Here is a 21,649-nt window from a genome sequence, read left to right on the forward strand (position 1 = left end):
TAAGAAGTTAATTCTACAAATATTCATTTGGAACAGAAATACCATTTTTCTTCATATACTCCAACAAATCATTATACTTATCTTCATAATCATTGTTTCCGCATTTGTGGGAAATACTGCAAATTTCGGAAGGTTTTATATCTAAAATATTTGAGATCTTGGTTAAAATTTCGAGATTGATTTTCACTTTAGAATTTTCGATATCAGAATAAGCTTTCTGAGAAATCCCCATCTCAAAAGCCATATATTCCTGCGTAAGATCCTTACTTCTTCTTATTTTCCTGATATTTTGACCACATATTTTCATCTCTTTCGCTTTTAGTAGTTTTCGGTATATTTTAGAAGTATATCTATTAGACTTACACAAAGTTAGTAAATACCTTTGTCAAAACATTATCACGCTACATGATATTTAAAACCTAAGTTAAAAATTTACTTAAAAACTTTTGTTTTAACGAAAAATATTACCTCAGTACAACACATAGGAATTATGGAGACGCAGAAATTTAATTATGACAATAATATTGTCAGAGCATTCCTCTATGCTACACTTGCATTCGGTTTGGTAGGTTTTTTACTCGGACTTACCGCTGCACTGATGCTTTTTTATCCTGAATTTCCGGAATTTTTATTCGGAACAGATGATACCACCATTAAAAGTTTAGCATCTGGAAATATTCAGGGATTGATTAATACACAAGGAGCTTTAGGCTTCGGAAGGATCAGAATGTTGCATACGAGTGCGGTAATTTTTGCGTTTGTCTGTAATTCCTTTTTCTGTGGTGCTTATTACAGCATGCAGAGATTGCTTAAAACAAGAATGTACAGCGATACGCTATCTTGGATCCACTTCTGGACATGGCAGATCATGATTATTTCTGTAGTGATTACTTTTTTAATGGGAATCAATACTTCTAAAGAATATGCAGAACACGAATGGCCGATCGATATTTTAATTACCATTTCATGGGTGGTTTTCGGAATCAATATGTTCGGAACAATTGCCAAAAGAAGAGTGAGACATTTATATGTTGCAATCTGGTTCTATATCGGAACTTGGCTTGCCGTAGCAATGCTTCATATTTTTAATAATTTGGAAGTTCCGTTATCTTTCACAACCTGGAAATCTTATTCAATCTATGCAGGAGCAAAAGATGCTTTGGTGCAGTGGTGGTACGGTCACAATGCAGTGGCATTTGTATTGACAACTCCGGTTTTAGGTTTGATGTACTATTTCTTGCCAAAAGCTGCAGACAGACCTGTATTTTCCTATAAATTATCAATTATCCACTTCTGGTCGCTAATCTTCGTTTATCTTTGGGCAGGACCTCATCACTTACAATATACTGCACTTCCGGCTTGGGCTCAAGCGGTGGGAACTGGTTTCTCTATCATGTTGATTGCTCCATCTTGGGGAGGAATGTTGAACGGACTTTTAACTTTAAGAGGAGCTTGGGATAAAGTACGAGAAAATCCTATTCTAAAATTCTTTGTTGTAGCCGTGACTTGTTATGGAATGGCAACTTTTGAAGGTCCATTATTAGCAACAAAATCTTTAAATAAAATCGGACATTACACAGATTGGGTAATCGGTCACGTACATTTAGGTGCGCTTGGATGGAATGGTTTCATGGCTTTCGGAGTTGTTTATTACTTAATTCCGATCATGTGGAGAACTGAACTTTGGTCTAAAAAATTAGCCAACTGGCATTTCTGGCTGGGAACTTTAGGAATTATTTTCTACGCTGTTCCAATGTATATTTCAGGATTTACACAAGGATTAATGTGGAAACAGTTCAATCCGGATGGAACTTTAGTTTGGAAAAACTGGCTGGATACGGTAACTGCAATTATTCCCTACTTCAAAATGAGATTTTTGGGAGGTCTGCTTTATCTTTCAGGGGCAATCTTAATGGTTGTAAATGTTATTAAAACTGTCAGAAAAGGATCATTCCAGAAAAATGTTCCTGCAGAAGCTCCGGCTTTGGCAAATATCGGAACAGCAAGAAAAGAAGGCGAAGGAATTCACCTTTGGATCGAAAGAACTCCGAGAATCATGGCAATATTAGCTTTCGTTACTGTTGCGATCGGAGGTTTAGTGGAAATTATTCCAACCCTGACTTTAAAACAAAGTGTTCCGACAATTTCAGCGGTAAAACCTTATTCACCTTTAGAATTAGAAGGAAGAGATTTATATATTCGAGAAGGTTGTAACGCTTGTCACTCACAAATGATCCGACCTTTCCGTGATGAAATTGTAAGATTTGAAGGTAAAAACGGACAATATTCAAAAGCTGGAGAATTCATTTATGACAGACCGTTTCTTTGGGGTTCAAAAAGAACAGGACCCGATCTTCACAGAGAAGGAGGAAGAAACCCTGATTCATGGCACTTTAAACATATGTACAATCCTAGAATTACATCTGCAGGATCTATTATGCCGCGTTTTCCCTGGCTGATTACAAATAAATTAGATAAAACAAAAATGGTGGATAAGATGAAATTAATGAAAAACTATTTCGATGTTCCCTATTCAAAAGCCGAGATCGATTCTGCAAATTCTTGGGCAGACAATCAGGCAAAAGGTATCGTAAAGAGAATTTATTCCGAAGCAACTGATCTGAAAGAGCAAATAGAAAAAGACAGACTCGCAAAAGGATCATCATTCGTTCCGCTTGATCAAAGGGAAATTGTAGCCATGATTGCTTATCTGCAAAGATTAGGAACAGACATCAAAACAACTCAGATAAAAACTGCAAGTGCAGAATAATTTAAATTAATTTGAAATGAAAACAAGAACCCCAATTTCAGTATACATCCTTCTTACAGTAGGTTTGACGATCATGGCGTTCGAAATGTTCGCACAAGATTCAGGATATTTTTCTTCACCATTTTTTTGGGGATTAATGTTGATAGCAATCATCTTGCTTTTAATTATGAATTCGATTGGAGATTTAATTGAAAATCAAAATTTCACCAAATTATCGGAAGAAGAAAAAGCACAATATGTAAAAGAGAAAAACACACCTTACTTTTTAAAACTTTGGAATTCCGCTTTCAAAAAACAATCCGCGACAGAGGAAAAAGATATTCTGATCGATCATGGTTTCGACGGAATTACAGAATTGGATAATTCTCTTCCAAAATGGTGGATCGGTTTATTTTATTTCGGATGTATTTTCTGTGCAGTTTATCTTACGGCTTTTGCTTTCACAGATTACGCTCATCCGGAAGCAGAATTGAATCATGAAACAAAAACAATGCTCGCTTCCATTGAAGAATTTGAAAAAACAGCACCTCAAATCACACTTGAAAATGCAAAATATAGCGCAGACAATATCGCAGAAGGTCAGGAATTATTCAAAACAAACTGTGTAACCTGTCATGGAGAAAATGGAAAAGGTGGAATCGGTCCCAATTTAACAGATACTCACTGGGTCAATGTAAAACAGAAAAGTTTATTTAAAAATGTGATCTGGATGTTAGAAAATGGTTCGCCTAACAATCCTACAATGCGACCTTTGATTAAAGAAGGAACGATAACGGGAAGAGATGCTGAGAAAATTGCAGCTTATATTTATCACATCAATCAGGAAACCGCTCCGGTTACTCCCGCTCAAGGTGGTGCAGCTCCGCAAGGCGAGGAAGTAAAATGGGAAAATGGAAATGACTAAGAAAATTTATTATCTCAACATATGTAAATTATCCACGCCCCCTTTGAATAACTAAACTAACATTTGAATATTCATTTTTGCTAAACCTTTTCAACAACATTAATAAAAATGATACAAAAGGGGGCTTTTTTTAAACTATCAATCCTAGCTTTGACTGTCATCATCAACTAATTCACTTGACAATTTACTAAACTAAATTCCATAATTGACAGTCAAGGCAGGATTTTTGTATTCAGAAAAGAGTACCACAACAGATTAACAGTACAATTAGTATTGTTATATTTGTTTTAAACCCAATCACTCTTGAAACTGAAAATCAACAAAAGAAAACTCTTAAAGCGTTTTGTAATTACCATTATGTCCATATTGGTATTTTTCACGTTACTTATACTTAGCTTAAGACTTCCTGCAGTTCAGAATTTTATCAAAGACAAACTGGTTGTCTATCTTGAGAAAAAAATCAAGACCAAAGTAAGCCTAGAAAGGGTTTATATAGGATTCCCCAACAGTCTTGTGATGGAAAATCTGTATTTAAAAGGACAGGATGTCGACACACTTTTAGCTGTAAAAAAGCTTGATGTGGGATTAAATATGATGAAACTTCTCAGTTCCACGGCAGATATTACGTCGGTCGATCTGGAAGGAGCAAGAGCGAACGTGGTGAGAAAACCCGACGGAAAATTCAATTTTGATTATATTATTAATGCTTTTGCGACAAGTGATAAAGAAGAAAGTTCGTCGAAACCATTCATTATTTCTTTAGATAAAATTAATTTAAAAGATATCGGCGTTACTTTTAATGACCAACAATCCAGAAATGACATAAAACTTTACTTCAAAACTTTCGATACAAGAGTAAAAACTTTTGATTTAAACAACAATAAATATGCTGTCAATGATATTAATCTTGATGGATTAAAGCTAAAATTAAAACAGGATCTCATCGAAGAAGTTTCTAAAAAGGTTGAGAAAAAAGTTGATTCTCTAAACAACAAAAAACCGATGCAGATTGGTTTAAGAGGAATTAAACTAACGAATTTCGACATTGATTACGGCGATGACAATACCAAAACTTTCGCGAAGGTTTTATTTAAAGAATTAAGTACGAAAGTCAACAAACTTGATCTGGAAAACAATGCGTATAATGTTGACAACGTTTTCCTTTCCGGAGCCGATGTTAATGCTAATCTTTATCTTCCTGCACAAAATGCCAATCCGAAAAACACCAAACAACCTGAAGTTTCAAAAACTACAGATCAGCAAAAAGCATTAAGTTTATTGCTCGGAAAATTAGTTTTAAATGATGTAAAAGTTGCCTACAATAACACCGCAATCGCTCCAACTAAACAGGGAATGGATTTCAACCATCTGAATTTTTCTAAAATGAATGTTGAGGTCAGAAGTTTTAAAATGCAGAACAATACGTTTGCGGGAAATGTAAACTCTGCGGAAATTCAGGAAGCGAGAGGTCTGGATATTCAGAAATTCAATACAGATTTCGTTTACAATGAAAAAGAAGCTTATTTAAAAGATCTTTATTTACAGACACCGAAAACGATTCTGCGCGATGAGGTTATTTTAAATTATAATTCTATCGAACAATTAAGTTCAAATTTGGGAGCTGTAAAAATCGCAGCCAATATTAAAGATTCTAAAATCGGATTCGCTGATATTTTAAATTTAGTTCCGACTTTACGAAATACCGTCCCTTTCAATAAATATCCGAATGCTATTTTAAATGTCAATGCGAATGTAAAAGGAAATGTCAATGATTTGTTGATCAACAATCTTAAAGTTTCCGGTTTGGATCAGTTGAGAGTTGCAGCTTCAGGAAGAATCAAAAATGCGATGAATCCTGAGAATTTATATTATGATCTGAGAATTGCAGAATTATCTTCATCGGCAAAAACGATCTTTAATTTAGTTCCGAAAAATACGATTCCTTCCAACATTTCCCTGCCTTCCAACATGAGCATCAAAGGAACGGCAAAAGGCACCACCAAAGTTGTAGACGCTAACCTGAACCTCTACTCTACTCTTGGAAACGCAGCCGTTATCGCTAAAGTTGATATGCGCAGAAAAAATCATGAATTGTATGACGTGAAAGCTAATCTTCAAGGTTTACAGATCGGAAAAATTATTCAGAATAAAGATATCGGAGCCGTTTCAGCACAAATTTATGCGAAAGGAGAAAGTTTTGATTTCAAAAATGCCAATGCTGATCTAAAAGGTCACGTTGCTTCGGCGGTTTACAAAGGTTACCGTTACCAAAACATGAATTTAACAGGAAAAATAAGACGTGGAGCATACAATATTTATTTAAACTCAAAAGATCCGAATGCGAATTTATCATTAACCGCTTCCGGTGTTTATAACGAAAAAAATCCTACGGTAAAAATCAATGGTGAGGTGATCAAGCTTGATCTTAATAAACTTGGCTTCTACAAAGATCCAATGATTCTAGCAGGAAAAATCGACGGAGATTTCACAAATTTAGATCCTGATAATTTGAATGGTTATTTAAATTTAAAAGATTTTGCGTTCTCGGATACCAAAGAAGTTTATCCTGTTCAGGAAGTCAATTTAAAAGCTTCTTCAACAAATGATTCCACCAATATTATTTTCAATTCGCAGATTGCTGATGTTGAATTAAAAGGGAAATATAAATTAACGCAAATATTTGGAGCTTTAACGCAGACCATTAATCAATATTATCAGTTTCAGAAACCTAATAAATCTCAGAAAATCCAGGCAGGACAGTTTTTTACTTTTAGTGCAAAAATTAAAAATGATGATCTGATCAGAAAATTTGTTCCGGATTTAAAAAGTTTTGAAACTATTAATTTAACTGGAAATTATGATGCCGATTCACAAAAAATTGAAATCGACGGACAGATTCCACAACTTCTCTATGGTGAAAATTCCATTGAAAATGCAACCTTAAAAGTTACCAACGAAAATCAGGCTTTACAGTATAATTTATATGTTGCAGGATTAAAAAGTTCAAGCTTTGCTTTAAATAAAGTTGGAATTACCGGAGATGTTTCCAATAATATCATTAATTACAACATCACCACGAAAGACGAAAAAGATGCCACTCAATTCTTAATTGCAGGAAATGCAAAATCATTGAATGATATTACCGAAATTTCATTAAATCCCAACGGTTTAAAATTAAATTATACAGACTGGACTGTTGCAGAAGGAAATAAAATCCAGATCGGAAAAAATGGAATTCTTGCCGATAATTTCAGGCTTTCCAATTCGGGAAGCGAAATTTCATTGCAGTCTGAATCTCAAACTCCAAATGCTCCTTTAAATGTTTCGTTGAAAGATTTTAAGATTGAAACCATTACAGAATTAATTAAAAAAGATACGGTTTTAGCAAAAGGAACAATCAACGGAACAGCGCAGTTACGAGATTTAACTAAAAAAATGACCTTCACTTCTGATTTAAATATTACAGATTTATTTGTGTACGGAAATCCGATCGGAAATCTCGCCGTGAAAGTTAACAACTCTTCACCGAATCTTTTAAATGCTGATATTGCGCTTTCAGGAAACAATAATGATGTGAAAATTTTAGGAGATTATAACACTTCTTCCAACACATTTGATCTGAATATGGCGATCAATCAGCTCCAAATGAAATCTGTACAAGGATTTTCGATGAATGCAATTACGAATACGGAGGGTTACGTTTCAGGGAATTTAAAAATTACAGGAACTACAGATAAGCCGAATATTTTAGGTAAAGTAAAGTTCAACGATGTCGGACTGGAAATTGCCAAAACAGGCAGTGATTTCAGAAAACTTAATGACGAAATCGACTTTACTAACAAAGGAATTGAATTTAATGATTTTAAAATCAATGATAAAGACGGAAATTCACTAAAAATTGACGGTCAGGTTTTAACACAGACTTACAGAGATTTCGCTTTCAATCTTGATGTGAATGCTAAAGATTTTAAAGTCGTAAATTCTGAAAAATCGAATGACGCCATCATGTACGGAATTTTGGCAATTGATGCAGGATTACATATTCGCGGAAATTTAGATTTACCGAAAGTTGACGGACGATTGGCGGTTGCAGACAATACAGATTTCACGTTTGTTCTGCCTCAATCTTCTCCTACTTTGCAGGAAAGAGAAGGAATTGTAGAATTTATTGATCAGGATCAAGTTGTTTTAAATAAAACCATTAAAGCTGATTCTTTAAATGCCCAAAGTCGCATCAAAGGAATGGATGTAAACGTCAATATTGAAATCAGCAAAGAAGCCAAACTATCTTTATTGATTGATAAAGCTAACGGAGATTTTGTAAAAATTCAGGGTGAAGCTGAATTGACGGGCGGTGTAGATCCTTCCGGAAAAACTACCCTTGTCGGCGTTTATGAAGTAGAATCCGGAAGTTATGAAATGACGGTAAGTGTTCTGAAACGTAAGTTTGACATTCAGAAAGGAAGCACCATTACATGGACCGGAGAACCGACGACCGCCAATCTTGATATTACCGCAGTTTATAAAACTGAGGCTGCACCGATTGATTTAGTTGAACAGCAAATCAGTGGAGAGGAAGCCGGAACTTTGAATCAGTTTAAACAAAGAATTCCTTTCAATACTTTATTAAAGATGAAAGGAGAATTGCTAAAACCAGTCATTACTTTTGACATTACAACCGATGAGAAAAACAACGCTGTTTCTTCAACTGTCACAGACATTGTAGATCAAAAATTGTCTCAGCTGAGAACTCAGGAATCTGAAATGAACAAGCAGGTTTTTGCCTTATTGCTTTTAAACAGATTTATCGGTGAAAATCCATTTGAATCCGGAGCGGGATTATCCGGAGAAATGCTGGCAAGACAAAGTGTGAGTAAAATCCTTTCACAACAATTGAACAATCTTGCTGCCGATCTTATTAAAGGAGTTGATCTTAATTTTGACTTAGAATCTTCTGAAGATTATTCGACAGGAGCTAAAAATACAAGAACCGACCTGAACGTTGGTTTAAGCAAAAAACTGTTAAACGACCGACTAAAAGTTTCGGTAGGAAGTAATTTCGCATTGGAAGGTGACGCCCGTCAAAATGAAAACATGACCAATATTGCAGGAGACGTAACGGTAGATTACAGCCTTTCCAAAGACGGAAGATATATGCTTCGTGCCTACAGAAAGAATGAATATCAGGTTGCTCTTCAGGGTCAAATCGTGGAAACGGGAGTCGGATTTATCATTACATTGGATTATGATAAATTCCGGGATATTTTCCGGAAAGCCAAAAACCAAAAGCAAAAAGAATCTAGAAAAAATAAGCAAAACCAAGCCGTAGAATTTAAATAATGAAAAAAAATTACCCAACATACTTTAAATATTTATTCACTTTCGGAATGGCTTCCGTTACACTTTCATGTAGTAACACGAGATTTCTGAAAGAAGGTCAAATGCTTTACACAGGCGCAGAAGTAAAAATTAAAGATGATACCATTTCAAAAAAAGATAAGAAAGAACTTCAGACTGCACTGGAAGCCAATCTTACACCCAAACCAAACTCGTCATTTTTAGGTTTAAGACCAAAATTATATTTTTATAATATTGCTAAAGAACCTAAAAAGGAAAAAGGCTTTAATTACTGGCTGAAATATAAAGTAGGTGAAAAACCTGTTTTATTAGGCGATGTCGACCGTGAATTTAATAAAGATATCATTGAAAATTATTCTGAAAACAAAGGATATTTTAATGCAAAAGCAACTTACGATACGGTTTCTAAAAATAAAAAAGCACAGGTTATTTATACCTTGAGACCGGGAGCAAGATATCTGATCAGTGATGTTAAATTTCAGAAAGATTCTTCACTGATCAATCAAGAAATCCAAAATATTACAGGCAAAACTCTTCTGAAAAAAGGTCAGCCTTTTGATTTAGATGTGATTAAATCTGAAAGAGAAAGAATTGATAACAGCTTAAAAGAAAGAGGATTTTATTATTTTCATCCTGATAATATTATTGTTCAGGCAGATAGTACGGTTACCAAAAATCATAAGGTTGAACTTAATGTAAAACTAAAAGACAATACACCGGATCTTTCAACACAACAGTTTACGATTGATAAAGTGATCGTTTTTCCTAATTACAATATTCGTGATGTAAAAGACGGAAAATACTCTGTTCCGATGAATGCAGATTCTCTTCAAAAGCACGCTCAGGATGATATTTATGTAATTGATCCTCAACATAAATTTAAACCGAAAATTTTTGACAGGGCTTTATATTTTAAAAGAGGAGATTTATATAATAGAACAAATCATAATCTTACTTTAAACCGATTAATCAGTTTAGGAGTTTTCAAATTTGTAAAAAATGAATTTGTCGTTTCAGATTCTTTACAACATAAATTTGACTCTTATTATTTATTAACGCCAAGAGAACTTCAATCCCTTCGTCTGGAAGCTTTGGGAAGAACTAATTCTGCGAATTATGCCGGAAGCGAATTAAATTTAAACTGGACGCACAGAAATTTTTTCAGAGGGGCAGAACAATTTAAAGCTTCCGTTTACGGAGCGTTTGATGTACAAATCGGTGGTCCTGAAAATGCGAAAAATATTTTCAGAGCGGGTTCAAACGTACAGCTTTCAATTCCTAGAATTGTTGCACCATTCCGCTTTAATTCGTCTAGTGCTTTTGTTCCGAGAACTAATATTTCTTTAGGCTATGAACTTCAAAACAGAACAGAATATTACTCTTTAAATACTTTTACAGGATCATTCGGATATGTGTGGAAAGAAAATGCGAGAAAGGAACACGATTTAAAGATTATTGATATCACTTACGTTTCTCCTGCAAATATTACCGATCTATACAAAGAAAAATCTGCAAACAATGATGCAATGCGCAGAATAGTTGAAAAGCAATTAATTTTTGGACCTACTTACTCTTACACTTATACCAATACAATGCTCCCGAAAGACAATACCATGTATTATAAAGGAACATTGGATCTTGCAGGAAATTTAACAGGTTTGATAACAGGAGCAAACGCAAAAAAAGATAAAGAAAAAACTATTTTTGGAGTTCCTTTCAGTCAGTATGCAAAGATTGAAAATGATTTCAGATTCTATCATAAATTCAACGAAAAAACTTCTTTAGCAACAAGATTCATTGGAGGAATTGCATATCCCTACGGAAATTCAGAATTTGTTCCCTTCTCTAAGCAATTTTTCTCAGGAGGGAGCAACAGTATAAGAGCTTTTCGCGCAAGAACTTTAGGACCTGGAAGTTTCGATCCAAGAACTATTCCTGAAGGATCTTATTTCGATCAATCTGGTGATGTAAAACTGGAACTAAATGCTGAATATCGTGCTAATCTTTACAAATTTTTAAATGTTGCTGTATTTGCCGATGCAGGAAACGTCTGGTTAATTAATGATGATCCAACAAGACCCGGAGCTAAATTCTCCAAAGAATTTTTAAGTGAAGTTGCTGTTGGAGCCGGAGTTGGTCTAAGACTTGATTTCTCTATTTTAATATTAAGACTAGATTTGGCAATGCCATTGAGAGTTCCATACTATGAAAAAAATGATAGATGGGCGTTTGACCGAATTAATTTTGGAGATTCCAGCTGGAGAAAAGATAATCTTGTTCTGAATATTGCTATCGGATATCCTTTCTAATTATTAAACAATTACAGATGATAAAGCATGTAAATTTTTTCTGGGAAACATTAAAGGAAACCTTCAAAGAATGGAATAACTCTACAGCGTCAAATGATTCTGCAAGTTTGGCTTATTATGCAATTTTCTCAATTCCCGGATTATTAATTATTATCATCTGGATTGCCGGATATTTCTTTGGAGAAGAAGCCATTCGTGGGGAAATAAGTAATCAGATCAGTGGAATTATGGGAAAAGATGTTGCTAAAAGTATTCAGGATATGATTGCAGGAGCTTTGATTGACAAAGAAAATGTGATTATGAAAGCTGTTGGAATCGGATCACTGGTTTATGGTTCCACTACTTTATTTTTTCAGCTTCAGCATTCTTTAAATACACTTTGGGATGTAAAGGCAGCACCTAAAAAAGCTTTAGTAAAGTTTCTTTTAGACAGAGCCAATTCCTTGGGAATGATTCTTATCATTGGTTTTTTATTAATGATTACTATGGTTCTTTCCTCTCTGATCAGCGTTTTAAATAATTGGATTACTGCTTATTTTGGTTTAGAAACGTACTTGTTGGTACAGCTGGTAAATTTTAGTATTGGTTTTATTATCGTCATGTTTCTTTTTGCTTTAATATTTAAAGTTCTTCCTGATGTGAAAGTTAGCTGGAAACCTATCTGGAAAGGTGCTTTTCTAACAACCGTTCTATTTACGTTAGGGAAATTTTTATTAAGCCTTTACTTTGGAACAGCAAAACCAACTTCCGCTTTTGGGGCTGCAGGAACCGTGATTTTAATTATGATGTGGATTAATTATTCATGTATGTTGATTTTCTTCGGCGCAGAATACACAAAAGTTTACGCTTATAAAAAAGGATATACGATTATTCCTTCAAAACATGCAAAATGGAGTGATGCGAAGTTGTATGAAGACAGTTTGAAAACGAAAAATGATGAATTATGAATCAATAATTTTAAATAAATAAAAAAACCTTCAGAAATTCTGAAGGTTTTTGTTTTACATTCTGTTTACCGTTCCAATTCCCAATAAACTTAAAGATTTTTTTATTGTTTTTGCCGTAAGATCTGATAAATTCAAACGAACTTGTTTTATGCTTTCATCTTCACTTTTTAAAATCGGATTACTCTGATAAAATGAATTGTAAGATTTAACTAAATCATAAAGGTAATTTGCCACCAAAGCAGGACTCAATAATTCAGCTGCTTTTTCAACGATTCCTTTATAATTTGATAAAAACATAATCAATTCTTTTTCATATTGATTGAGTTCAACATTAGAAATTTCTTTATACTGATAATCCGCTTTAGACAATAATGATTGAATACGAGCATAAGTATATAAAATGAATGGTCCAGTATTTCCATTAAAATCAATACTTTCTTCTGGATTGAAAAGCATTTTTTTCTTTGGATCTACTTTTAGCATGAAATATTTCAATGCAGCTTGTCCTATAATTTCATAAGAAATTTCTTTTTCTTCATCAAAAAGACCTTCTAATCTTCCTTGTTCTGTTGCTTTTAATTTTGCTTCTTCATACATTTCCTGCATCAAATCATCCGCATCAACAACAGTTCCTTCACGGGATTTCATCTTTCCATTTGGAAGTTCAACCATTCCGTAAGACAAATGATATAATTGATCTGCCCAAGAATATCCTAATTTTCCTAAGACTTTAAATAAAACCTGGAAATGATAATCCTGCTCGTTTCCAACAGTATAAATTAATTTTTGGATATTATTTTGCTTAAAACGTTCTACTGCAGTTCCCAAATCCTGAGTCATATACACAGAAGTTCCGTCTGAACGTAATAATAATTTTTGATCCAAACCATCTTCCGTTAGATCGCACCAAACAGAACCATCTTCTTTCTGGAACAAAACACCTTTATCCAAACCTTCTTGAATAAGGTCTTTTCCTAAAATATAAGTATTGCTTTCATACTGAACCTGATCGAAATCAACTCCTAATCTTTTATAAGTTTCATTGAAACCTTTGTAAACCCAAGAGTTCATTTCGTTCCAAAGATTTCTTACTTTTTCGTCTCCATTTTCCCAATCCAAAAGCATTTGTTGAGCTTCCTTCATGATCTCAGTAATAGGTTTACAGATTTCTTTTAGATTTGATTTTTCAGCCTCAAGTTTTTTTTCTACTTCCAAAACATCTTTAAAAATGTTTAAGAAAGTTTTTGATTGCTTTTCTATTAAATCCAAATTTTCATCTTTTCCAATATTTTTCAGAACCATATTTGGTACATTGGAAATTAACAAATCATTAGCTAATATCGTTTCAAGTTGGATTTTAAATTGAGGATGTAACGTTGAAACTTCATCATAATTTAGACTATCCAATAATTCCTTTTTCTTTGATTCTAAAGGATTGATCTTTTCATTTAAAACAAAAACTTCATTCTTTTTAGGAGTATCAAATCGATCGAATTTGTTAATTCTGAAATCCTCATAAATAATTTGTGTCTGTCTCTTTAATTCCTTGTCGAATTCTACATAATACTTTCCTACAAAATGATCTCCTTTGATATTATTGGTTTCCGGAGTTTCTCCTTTTCCAAATTTCTCCCACGCCAACATCGACTTACAGATGTGGATTCCTCTATCATTGATAATCTGAGTTTTGACAACATCATATCCAGCTTCTTTAAGAATCTGAGCAACAGAAAATCCTAATAAATTATTTCTGATGTGTCCTAAATGAAGTGGTTTATTCGTATTTGGCGAAGAATATTCTACCATTACCGTAGAATTTTTCTTTTCTATTTTGTCAAAATCATTTGTAGTAGAGATAAAATTATCTACAAAAAATTGATTTTTTACTTTAACATTAAGAAAACCTTTAACTACATTGAAACTTTCTAACAATTCAGTTTGTTCTGTTAAAGCCTCTCCTAGCTCAACACCAATACTTTCAGGATTTTTTTTCAACTGCTTTACCAAAGGAAAAGTCACAATTGTAAAATCTCCTTCAAACTCGGTTTTATTTTCCTGAACTTCCAGATTAATGTCCTTCAATTGATAGACATTTAAAATGACCTCCGAAAGTTTATCTTCTATTATATTTTTAATATTCATTATCTATTATTTTAAAAGAACGAATAATTTCTTTCCAAATTTTTGAAATACAAATATACGGAAATAAAAAAACCGCCCGAAGGCGGAATAAATATGAAGGAAATTAAATTATTGTTTTGTAAAGACTAAACTTGCCTCATCATTTCCAGGTACATTATCTAAGTCTTTTGAAGTATCCGTAATTTTTAATTCAGTACTCGAAAAATCTTCAATTTGTTTCTTTAAAGTTTTAGCGGTTCCGTTTTCATTATAAGTAAGGGTTAAAATTTTATTCATCTTATCATAAGTCCAGCTTCCTGAAAATGAATCAAATAAATTACAGTTTCCTGAAGTATTCTCACCGTATCTTTCATAAATCCCAGCAAAATTTATATTAACAAGAATCTGCCCTTTTTTTTCACAGTCGGTTAATGGATATGTTTTACCTTTATATTCATATCTTGTTGGTTTCCAAACTCCATTGATATCCGGTGTTTCAAGAATTGTATCTTCTCTATTATCATCATTTGAACATGAAAAAACAATGGTCATTATGACGAATAGACTAATAAATAATCTCATATATTATAAATTTTAAAGAAAATATTCCTGTATTTGAACAGGAATAATTTCCCTATATTTTAATTAAATTAATTAGAAAACATCCCAGAAAACTTTTGTAGTAACCTGATCACCTCCGATTTTCTGTGCTGCAGCCGTCACATTATTTTTATTTAATAAATATTCCTGATCAGAGTATTTCATTCTCACAGGAACTCCATCTACAGCAGAGTCAGCAGGATTTACAAATACCGGATAATCCAGCCTTCTTGCGAAATTCCATGCCTGAAAACCTTTATTAAACATTGCAACCCATGCCTGGAACCCGATTGATTGTTTCCAATTTGAAGCATTGAATGGATTTGCCGCAATAAAAGCATTTGCATTCGTTGAACTGATTCCATATTCGGTCATAGAAGCTGTAATTGCAGCAGCATATAAAGTTGTAGCAGTACCTCCTACACTAAATCCACGAGCTGCAGCTTCTGCTCTTAGAAATGAAATTTCTGTATAGTCTAACAAAAATCCCTGAGCATTTTCAGTAATTAACATGTAAGCACCATCTGATCCTGCTTCAGCATTTCCATTCACATCTATTTTTGGAGAGGTCATGTGTGAATAACCTCCAAAAGAATTATTCGAACCATACACACCACCTTTATAAACACCTCCATTTTTAGTAAACCATCTATCTCTTCTTGGATCTGTAGTAGTATTCATATAATCAACTAATACATCTGAAGGAATAAAATCATTTCTTCCTGATTGTATTGCTTCCTGATAAACAGGATTTGCAAATAAACCAGAAGGAAACGCTGTTAATCCCCAACTATCATCCTTATTATCAAACAAACCGGCATTATAAGCTGCTTCAGCATAAGTTTTTGCCAAAGCTGGCTCTACATCCGCTAAAGTAACTGCTAATCTAAATTTCAAAGAATTTGCCATCTTTTTCCACTTAGCCATATTCCCTTTATAAAATATATCATCCGTATAGCCACTTTGATTTATATTGATCATCGCATTGGCAGCATCTATCCTTTTAACCAAGTCAAGATAAATAGTTTTTGCATCATCATATGGAATTTCAGAAGCATTATTCGCGCCTGCAACAGCTTTTAAAGCCCCAAAATAAGGAACATCACCATAAGTATCAACCAAATTTGCCCATGTATAAACACTTATTAGCTCGATAATAGCTTCATTATTATTTTTCTTTACCGCATCTAGCCCTTCATTTTGAAGAAATTGTTTTGCATCTCTTAAAGCAGATAATACACCCGGCGAATGAATAATTGCAGAACTGGAAGCCATCATTCTATTATAATGATTTCTTGGAATCGGTCTTGTAACCATATCATAGTTTGACTCATCGATATAAGTAGTTTGTGCCCATTGCTGTGTAAAAAATCTGGATATATTATTATTTACATTGGGAGTAAGCAATTGTGAAATCAATTCCTGCTCTGCACTTGCTACCAATAATCCTGACGGAACTACTGTAGGGTGTTTCGGATCTTCATTCAGTGAGGTAATATCACTTTCACAAGAATTTGTAATGACTGTTAAAGAAAGTATGCTAAGTATTAAAAATATTTTTTTCATTTTTTAGAATTTTAATGTTACGTTGATACCTAAATCACGAGTTGTAGGCAATACACCAATTGAATTTCCTTTTGAAGCAAGACCATTTCCTGTTCCCGATTCAGGATCTGCATAAGGTAAATTTTTGTGAATAATCCATAAGTTTCTTCCTACTAAAGAAATTTTCACTTCCTGAAATGATGTATTTGCTAATAAAGATTTAGGAAGGCTGTATCCAACACTTGCCTCTCTTAGTTTCACATATGAAGCATCATAAACAAATCTTGAGTTTGGCATTCTTCTGTATCCGTCAACATTTCCAAAAGTATCCGGTGCTGAAGTAGGCGTTGTATTGACTTGTCCGTTTGGATTTACACCTTGATTAATTACTCCAGCTGATCTGTAATCTCCAACTGCAGTTTCTTCATATAATCCTGTTGCAAGCCCATAGTACATATCTGTTGAAAATACATCTCCACCATGCTTCACATCAATAAGGAAACTAAGCGATAATCCTTTATAACTAAAACTGTTTCGAATACCTCCAATCCAATCTGGTGTGATATTTCCGATAACCTGATTTGGATTTGTTAAATATCTACCTGTTGTAGGATTTATAACTCTTTCTCCATTTAAATATACATAATCAGAACCCACTAAAGCTCCAAAAGCTTCACCTACACGAGCATTTAAAGAAACTCCTCCCTGATAAGATGCTAATAAATAGTTTTGAGAATCTCCATATAAGGAAACTACCTCGTTTTCATTTTTAGACCAATTTACATCAACGTCCCATTTGAAATTATCACTTTTAAAAGGAGTTCCATTTAATTGAACTTCAATACCTTTATTATTAATTTGCCCTGCATTCACAAGAAACGTTCTATAACCTGTTGCCGATGATACGGGAAGATTGATAATTTGGTCGTAAGTACGAGTTTTGTATATCGCTACATCAAATCCTAATCTGTTTTTAAAGAATTGACCTTCCATCCCAAATTCTACTTCTTTAGATCTTTGTGGCTTTAAATTTGGATTTGCTAAGAAATAGGATTGATCAACAAGCCCTGTATTTCCAAATCCACCTCTTACTCTATAAGTATTCTGTAGTTGATAATTCACTGTTGAAGATCCAACCTCTGCATAATTACCACGTATTTTCCAAAAACTCAACCAGCTTGGTTTCCACAATTCTGAAAGAATAACAGATCCTGTAACTGATGGATATACATAAGAATTATTACTTTTTGGAAGATTAGAACTCTTATCTGCTCTGATCGTTCCATCTACATATAATAAATTTTTATACCCAACTGATGCTGTCGCATAAACTCCTGATGTTAACCATTTAGCATAATTTTCATCCGGTGGAATAATTGGACTAGCTGAATTTGAAATTGCAAATAGTCCCGGAGTTGCTAAACCTCCTTCTGTACTTGCATAAACATTATCACTTAAGTTTCTTCTTACATTTCCTCCAACAATACCACTAACATTTAAATCATCAGTAATATCAAATTTATAGTTTAAAAATAAATCGAAGTTTGTCTCCGTTGTTCTAACGTCCTGACGAGAATATCCTGAAGTTACATTATTTCCTGAAGCCCCAAAAGCCTGTGGTAAAGAACCATTCATTAATCTTTCTTCGATCAGCATTTGCATTTGATCATAAGATAATTTTCCGGTAATTCCAAAATTTTTGGTAATATCATATTTCAACTGTGCATAGCTAAAGCTTCTTGTTCTTGTATCTGATTGATAGTTCTGATATCTCTGGAAATATGGATTATTCCAATAAGCTGGTGTTCCGTCCGAACCCGAAGTTCTATTCCATGTAAGATTAGAATTATTTCTTTGGTATGCATCTCTCAACTCATAAACATCTACGTTAGTTTGCCACCATTGTCTAAAACCTGTTACAAGATTATCAGAATATCCTGTTTCATTTCGACCTTTTGTATCCTGAATTGTTAATGTAGAGAATACACTTGCATGTAATTTATCGGTAAAATCATAATTAAATTTAGCTGATATACTATTTTTTCTTAGATCTGAATTAGGTAATAGTCCATTAGATAACATATTTGTATATGAAAGGGAAATATTAGAAGATTTACTACCTTTTTCTAATGAAATTGTATTCACATATGTAACTGGAGTTTCAAAAAACTTAATCGGTCCATTTTTAGCAGCCTGCCAAGGAGTCGCTTTTCCATAATTTGGTGAATCTGGATTATACGAATCCCATTGTCTAACCATTAAATTCGGATTAAATTCAGCTCCATAGGAAGCATCTTCAGTAAAAGGCGTTTGTAACTGCCCTGTAACAGGATCATAATTAAAATATTCATCCGGATTGCCATCTCCATTGGTATCGTTTCCATATACCTTACCGTAGCCTGCTCCATATCTTGATTGATATTTAGGAAAAGTAGATTTGTCAATAAATCCAGCTGTAATACCAGAATTAAGTGTTACCCCCCAACTTCCATCTTGCTTACCTCTCCCGTTTTTAGTAACGATCAAAATAACCCCATCACTCCCGCGCTCTCCATATAATGCAGACGCAGCAGCACCTTTTAATACGTTGATACTTTCTATATCATCTTGATTAATATCGGACAAAAAATTACCGTAATCAAAAATAGCTCCGCCTACTGTTCCATTATTGACTGGTGAACCATCAATTACAATTAGAGGACTTCCTCCTGATAATGATTTATATCCTCTGATTAATAAATTGGCAGAACCTCCGAAATTATTATTTGTATTAACCTGCAATCCGGAAACTTTACCCGAAAGTAGAGAAGCCACGTTACCTGTATTGGTAGTCCCTCCGGTAAGAGCTTCGGCCTTTACTTCTTCGGAAGCATAACCTAAGGACTTTTTTTCTCTTTTAATACCTAATGCAGTTACTACTACACCTTCGATATCTTGTGTTCTAACTGTATCGCTCTTTTTCTGTTGAGCTTGAGTAATAGCTAGGGATGAGGAAAGTACTAATACTAGTACTCCCGTCGTTAGTTTCTTCATATCAAATTAAATTTTGCTTGAAGCAAAGGTGTAAAACTTTATTAAAAAAACAAAAGAAAAAGTGAAAAAATTAACATTTAATCAAAAATTTCAATTAAAAACATAATATAATTTAATAATTTTTGTTAATAATACAAATATTAACAAAGAATACATATTTAACAAAACTTAAAATTAAATTAAATCCAATTTTTAATAATTGATAATATCTATATTTAATTAATAGTATAAAAATATCTATACTATGTAATATACAGCCTTTTAGGTGACAAAATTATATTAGAAATAATAATTAAATAAAATACAAGCCATGTAATGCATAATTATTTTTTATTTGAAAATAAAAAATTAACACTTAAAAATAAAAAAACCGCCCGAAGGCGGTTTTTAAATATATTAATCTAAACGTTAGATTAGTTTTGATTCCAGAATGGAGTCTTAGCATTCTTAGTAAATGCTTCAGAACTAGAAATATTCGGAACATTTGCAGAGTTACCAACATATTCAGATGTTGGATAAATTAATCTCCAAGGCTTATTTGCTCTAATAGAAGTAGTTGCCATAGGAGAATATGGATATTGTTGCTGTACTCTATTGTACTCAATATACATTTCAGTAGGATTATATTGTGTTAACAAAATCCATTTTTGAGTCATAATAGCCTCTAGCTTTTGAGCATCAGTACCAATCCATCCTAATCCTGGTCTAGAAGCGATTAATGTTTGGTACCCTGTCATTGAAAGAGCAGCTCCACCGCTCATTGTTGGACCACTTAAAGTAACAGCATTATTGAAGAAGGTTTGCGCATTCCAAGTAGAAAAAATTGTTGGGTATCTCAAAGCCGCTTCTGCTCTTAATAAATTAAGTTCAGCAGCAGACATTAATAGACCTCCTCTTGGATTTCCCTGAGCAATGATTGTCGCTGCTGCAGTAGAATTAGCACCTACATAGAATGGAGAAATGGTAGATACAACATTACTATCATTTGGTGCTCCCGGTTGACCTGGAGTAGCTCCTTGTCTAACTCCTCTAACAACAGTTGCCCCATTATAAGAAACTGGAAGGAATAATCTGTTTCTTCTTGGATCAACAATACCATTAAATTTTTGATAAGCAGCATCTGGCAAACTATAATTATTACCATTTAATGCCGTTGCCAAATTTTCAGAAGCTGTTATTAAACTATAATTTTGTGGACTACTTCCTGCAGCATCTGTAAATAAACTAGCAACCATTGGATTTAACGCAGCATCACTAGTACCTGCATAACCAGGTTTTTCAAAAACATCACTACCTATAAAAGTAACGCTAGAAGCTGCAAGAGTTGCTAATTGTTGATTTCTATAAGTTGCCAAATCACCTGTAACATTTGACATTCTTAATAAAAGTCTTAATTTAATACTATTTGCTAAAGCAGTCCAATTCGCCATAGTCCCTTGAAAAACGATATCAGTGGCTCCCATTGCAATAGCTCCATTAGTTCCTCCACTAGTAATCAAACTTTTAGCAGTATCCATGTCTGCAATTAATGATTTGTAAATTGCAACATCATCATCATATTTAGGAGTTAAATTAGCTTGTCCTTTGAAAGCTTCACTATAAGGAACGTCTCCATATAGATCAACTAAATATTGCATATAATAAGCTTTCATAATTTTAGCCGCCGCAATATAGTAGTCTTGAGAATGATTAGCATTTGGATAATTCTCGATAAACGAGAAGTTTGCAATATTTACATAAAGTCCATCCCAAATTTCGTCATAGAAACTACTATTTACAGAAGATAATGTATATTCATCAGCAAAAGGACCACCATAAGCATATGTATTACCAGCCCAACTGTTCATCATTACATTACCAAACTGTAACATACTAACAGCCTGAGTTCTATAAGTCTGAGTAACAGCTCCTGGAAATACCAGTTTTGGTGTTAAGTTTTCTTGGTGTACATTATTTGGATTTTCATTAACATCCAAATATCTTTCGCAAGAAGTTAATACAAGCCCAATGGCAAGTAAAGACACTAAAGTTTTTATTTTTTTCATTTTTTTTAATTATCAAT

At 33.5% G+C, this 21,649-nt stretch carries 11 protein-coding genes; 5 read left to right on the plus strand and 6 right to left on the minus strand.

Features of this window, described 5'->3' with window-relative positions; genetic code table 11:
- Positions 1-13: 13 nt before the first annotated feature.
- The gene (locus tag ABD940_RS16145; protein ID WP_345206232.1) at positions 14-307 is read right to left on the minus strand and encodes a helix-turn-helix domain-containing protein; all 294 of its coding nucleotides are present in this window, start codon (positions 305-307) and stop codon (positions 14-16) included.
- 183 nt (positions 308-490) lie between these two features.
- On the opposite strand from ABD940_RS16145, the gene ccoN reads away from it, so the two are divergent.
- The 5 genes from ccoN to ABD940_RS16170 all read left to right on the plus strand — a co-directional run bounded on the left by ccoN (position 491) and on the right by ABD940_RS16170 (position 12,288).
- Positions 491-2,770: a cytochrome-c oxidase, cbb3-type subunit I gene (gene ccoN, locus ABD940_RS16150; protein WP_345206235.1), complete on the plus strand. Its 2,280-nt coding sequence runs from the start codon at positions 491-493 to the stop codon at positions 2,768-2,770.
- A gap of 16 nt (positions 2,771-2,786) precedes the next feature.
- Complete coding sequence (locus ABD940_RS16155; RefSeq protein WP_345206239.1) at positions 2,787-3,674, plus strand: cbb3-type cytochrome c oxidase N-terminal domain-containing protein; 888 nt, start codon at positions 2,787-2,789, stop codon at positions 3,672-3,674.
- Positions 3,675-3,977: 303 nt separating this feature from the next.
- Entirely contained in the window at positions 3,978-9,014 is a 5,037-nt protein-coding gene (locus tag ABD940_RS16160) for a translocation/assembly module TamB domain-containing protein (protein WP_345206242.1), read from the plus strand.
- Positions 9,014-11,341: a translocation and assembly module lipoprotein TamL gene (gene tamL, locus ABD940_RS16165; RefSeq protein WP_345206245.1), complete on the plus strand. Its 2,328-nt coding sequence runs from the start codon at positions 9,014-9,016 to the stop codon at positions 11,339-11,341. The genes ABD940_RS16160 and tamL overlap by 1 nt, the downstream gene beginning before the upstream one ends.
- A 17-nt stretch (positions 11,342-11,358) precedes the next feature.
- Positions 11,359-12,288 (plus strand): YihY/virulence factor BrkB family protein, encoded by a 930-nt coding sequence (locus ABD940_RS16170; protein WP_345206247.1) that lies wholly within the window; start codon positions 11,359-11,361, stop codon positions 12,286-12,288.
- A gap of 54 nt (positions 12,289-12,342) precedes the next feature.
- Here the strand turns inward: ABD940_RS16170 and argS are convergent, their stop codons facing one another.
- The 5 genes from argS to ABD940_RS16195 form a co-directional block, all read right to left on the minus strand.
- The gene (argS, locus tag ABD940_RS16175; protein ID WP_345206250.1) at positions 12,343-14,430 is read right to left on the minus strand and encodes an arginine--tRNA ligase; all 2,088 of its coding nucleotides are present in this window, start codon (positions 14,428-14,430) and stop codon (positions 12,343-12,345) included.
- Positions 14,431-14,538: 108 nt separating this feature from the next.
- A complete protein-coding gene (locus ABD940_RS16180) occupies positions 14,539-14,991 on the minus strand; it encodes a lipocalin-like domain-containing protein (protein WP_345206254.1) in 453 nt (150 codons plus the stop codon).
- A 72-nt stretch (positions 14,992-15,063) separates the two neighbouring features.
- Positions 15,064-16,575 (minus strand): SusD/RagB family nutrient-binding outer membrane lipoprotein, encoded by a 1,512-nt coding sequence (locus ABD940_RS16185; RefSeq protein WP_345206257.1) that lies wholly within the window; start codon positions 16,573-16,575, stop codon positions 15,064-15,066.
- A gap of 3 nt (positions 16,576-16,578) precedes the next feature.
- Positions 16,579-19,587 (minus strand): SusC/RagA family TonB-linked outer membrane protein, encoded by a 3,009-nt coding sequence (locus tag ABD940_RS16190; protein ID WP_345206260.1) that lies wholly within the window; start codon positions 19,585-19,587, stop codon positions 16,579-16,581.
- 413 nt (positions 19,588-20,000) lie between these two features.
- Positions 20,001-21,632, minus strand: a complete 1,632-nt coding sequence (locus tag ABD940_RS16195; protein WP_345206264.1) for a SusD/RagB family nutrient-binding outer membrane lipoprotein — start codon at positions 21,630-21,632, stop codon at positions 20,001-20,003.
- Positions 21,633-21,649: the final 17 nt, after the last annotated feature.

The sequence above is a fragment of the Chryseobacterium ginsengisoli genome, assembly GCF_039542325.1.
GTDB classification, from domain to species: domain Bacteria; phylum Bacteroidota; class Bacteroidia; order Flavobacteriales; family Weeksellaceae; genus Chryseobacterium; species Chryseobacterium ginsengisoli.